Origin of the sequence: Acetobacter cerevisiae (assembly GCF_001580535.1) — a bacterium.
Taxonomy (GTDB): domain Bacteria; phylum Pseudomonadota; class Alphaproteobacteria; order Acetobacterales; family Acetobacteraceae; genus Acetobacter; species Acetobacter cerevisiae.
Map to the genome: position 1 here is coordinate 1 of NZ_LHZA01000049.1, position 2,462 is coordinate 2,462.

At 54.3% G+C, this 2,462-nt stretch carries 3 protein-coding genes and 1 pseudogene; 2 read left to right on the top strand and 2 right to left on the bottom strand.

From position 1 onward, the window contains the following. Positions 1–252, top strand: a pseudogene (locus AD928_RS00380) (IS5/IS1182 family transposase); the annotation flags it as partial. A gap of 215 nt (positions 253–467) precedes the next feature. Here the strand turns inward: AD928_RS00380 and AD928_RS15305 are convergent. Next, positions 468–788 (bottom strand): ribbon-helix-helix domain-containing protein, encoded by a 321-nt coding sequence (locus AD928_RS15305; RefSeq protein ID WP_324609174.1) that lies wholly within the window; start codon positions 786–788, stop codon positions 468–470. Then, positions 737–1,390 (bottom strand): ParA family partition ATPase, encoded by a 654-nt coding sequence (parA, locus tag AD928_RS00390; RefSeq protein ID WP_062247366.1) that lies wholly within the window; start codon positions 1,388–1,390, stop codon positions 737–739. The genes AD928_RS15305 and parA overlap by 52 nt, the downstream gene beginning before the upstream one ends. A gap of 179 nt (positions 1,391–1,569) precedes the next feature. Here parA and AD928_RS00395 point away from each other — a divergent pair. Continuing rightward, positions 1,570–2,462: IS5 family transposase (locus AD928_RS00395; protein WP_082779654.1), on the top strand; the 893-nt coding region annotated here is incomplete at its 3' end.

A 2,462-nucleotide genomic window follows, 5' to 3' on the forward strand; every position in this document is an offset into this window, starting at 1 on the left:
GGCTTTGTCTCGAAGGTTCACAGGAAAAAGCCTCATCTCACGCCCATGCCACGACATATCCAGAAATCAAATGCAGGAAACTCCGTTATCCGGTCGCGTGTCGAGCATGTCTTTGCTGATCAGAAGTCACAAACCGGGCTGTTCATACGAACCGTTGGCATAACGCGGGCCACCATGAGGATCGGGCTGGCCAATATCGTCTATAATATGCGTCGCTTTCTCCTCCTCGAGCGGATTAACGCGATCGCGTAGTAATCCAGGGCATGAGACCCTCTCTCTGCTCAATACGCAGATCGAAAGCCACCCCGGGAACCTTCAATCAGCACGCCACAACCCTGAAATCACGAGCCAAGCGCATCAACCAACGGTTCCTTCGATCCCTCCACGTTGCGGCCCAATACGCTAATTCCAGCATATGACAGCAAGTGTACATGCTTGCATGAAAACATGATCGCACGCACACATGCCTACTTACCCACAGGACTTTCTCCCATCTTGCGTAGCCAGTCATTAAATGCGTCAGCCATCGCGTCCTGTAAGCTCATCCCATGCTTTCTGGCGGTCATGTGCATCGCAAATGACATTTCAGGACTGAAATAGCCGGTCATGGCTTTCTTGCCCTGACGGCTTGGCGCAACCCACTTGCTGTCCGAACCATCTCTTTCTTCTGATACAGGGACAGTCGACGGTGTGGCGGACACACGATCCCGTAACGACAGGAGAGATCCCTTTCTGCTCATGCGCCAGTTCTCCGCTTTTGTGATGATCTCATGTGAACTTGCGTACATAACCACATGTAGAGTGCCTCGACCTCATGGGCTGCCTTGCCATTCGGTTCCATTTCCATGGCCGTTTTTCCTTCCGCAGCAGCATGACGAAAGGCTGCACGATCAGCAATAATATGCGGACAGGTATCCATCCCATAGCTTTGTACAAGTTGTGTGGCCTCCGCATACATACGCGGAGCGGTCGGACTTCCCGCTGTAAAAACGACGAAGGCTGGTTTACCCCGCATTTTTATGAGGCTGGCAGTAGTCTTGATCGCTGCCAGATCGAATGCACTCGGCCGACATGGAATTAACACCAGATCGGCAACATCAACGGCAGAACTGGTCGCACGATCAGCGTGAGGTGGAGTATCAATCACTATGAACTCAGCACCCTGACTTTTTGCCTGTTCGATCTTAGCCGCGAGGCGAGGCGGAGCACTGTCAATTACAACGGGCGGCGCATCCTTGCGCCATGCGGCCCATTCGCTCGCCGTTGCCTGAGGGTCCACATCAATCACCAATGACGTATGACCAGCATCCTCAGCCGCAGCAGCCAGATGCAAGGCCAGTGTCGTTTTTCCAGCCCCGCCCTTCTGGCTGATAATCGCTATTGTTGGCATATGAACATACCTACATGACCTCATGTTTGCATGTGATCATACGCGATAACCTACTAGACCGGCAAGAGAGAACGACAGAAAACAACTCATACGTGAACCTGGAGGGTTCGAAAAACCCACTGGTTTTGGGCCCTTCTGTGTGATTCCATTCCTCATATGGAGAGTAGGGGGATGGCTGCATAAAGCAGCCTGGTTTCTTTGATGTTGAAGAACGGCTTTCCCGGTTGAGTAGGCTTGGTGGTCAGCACGAAGCATTTTCCCGGACTGTGGATTTCGAAGCATTTCGTCCTGATCTGGATAAAGCTCTGGCCTATGCCGACGGCAGTAAAGGCGGGCGTCAGCCGTTTGATCCAGTGCTGATGTTCAAAATCCTGGTCATCCAGACGCTGAACACTCTGTCTTATGAACGGACGGAATACCTGATCAATGACCGTCTCTCCTTCATGCGTTTCCTCGGTCTGGGACTGTCGAACCGGGTGCCCGATGCCAAAACGGTCTGGCTGTGTCAAAAGCGTCTGACCGAGGCAGGCGCCATCCAGAACCTGTTCGAGCGCTTTGACGCCGCCATGGCGGCAACGCCAAAGCAGCGCAATATCAACGGGGAGAAAGCCGATCTTCGGAAAGGCCGGATCCCCGAAAGCTGGGAAGATAAGCCGGTAAAGCTGTCCCACAAGGACAGGCACGCCCGCTGGACGCTGAAGTTCACGAAGGCAAAGCGGCAGGAGGACGGGACGCTCGGCTACAAATCCCACATCAGCATCGACCGACGCTTCGGCTTCATCCGAGGCATGGCGGTGACTTCGGCGTCAGCGGCGGACGGGCGTCTTCTCCGGCTGGTCGTCAGCACGAACAATACCAGTTCCGAGGTCTGGGCAGACAGTGCCTATCGATCCAGGCGCAACGAGAAGTGGCTGTCGGACCAGATGCTCACGTCCCGTATTCATCGGCGCAAACCCATGAGCAAGCCGATGTCAAAGGCAACCGCGCGGGCCAATGCCGCCAAATCCTCGATCCGTGCGCATGTTGAGCATGTCTTCGCGCATCAGAAAACCGGTTCAACCTGTTCATCCGC

Excerpts from the sequence above, each read along its gene's own strand:
- AD928_RS15305 (WP_324609174.1), bottom strand. The coding sequence starts at position 788 with ATGTACGCAAGTTCACATGAGATCATCACAAAAGCGGAGAACTGGCGC.
- parA (WP_062247366.1), bottom strand. The coding sequence starts at position 1,390 with ATGCCAACAATAGCGATTATCAGCCAGAAGGGCGGGGCTGGAAAAACG.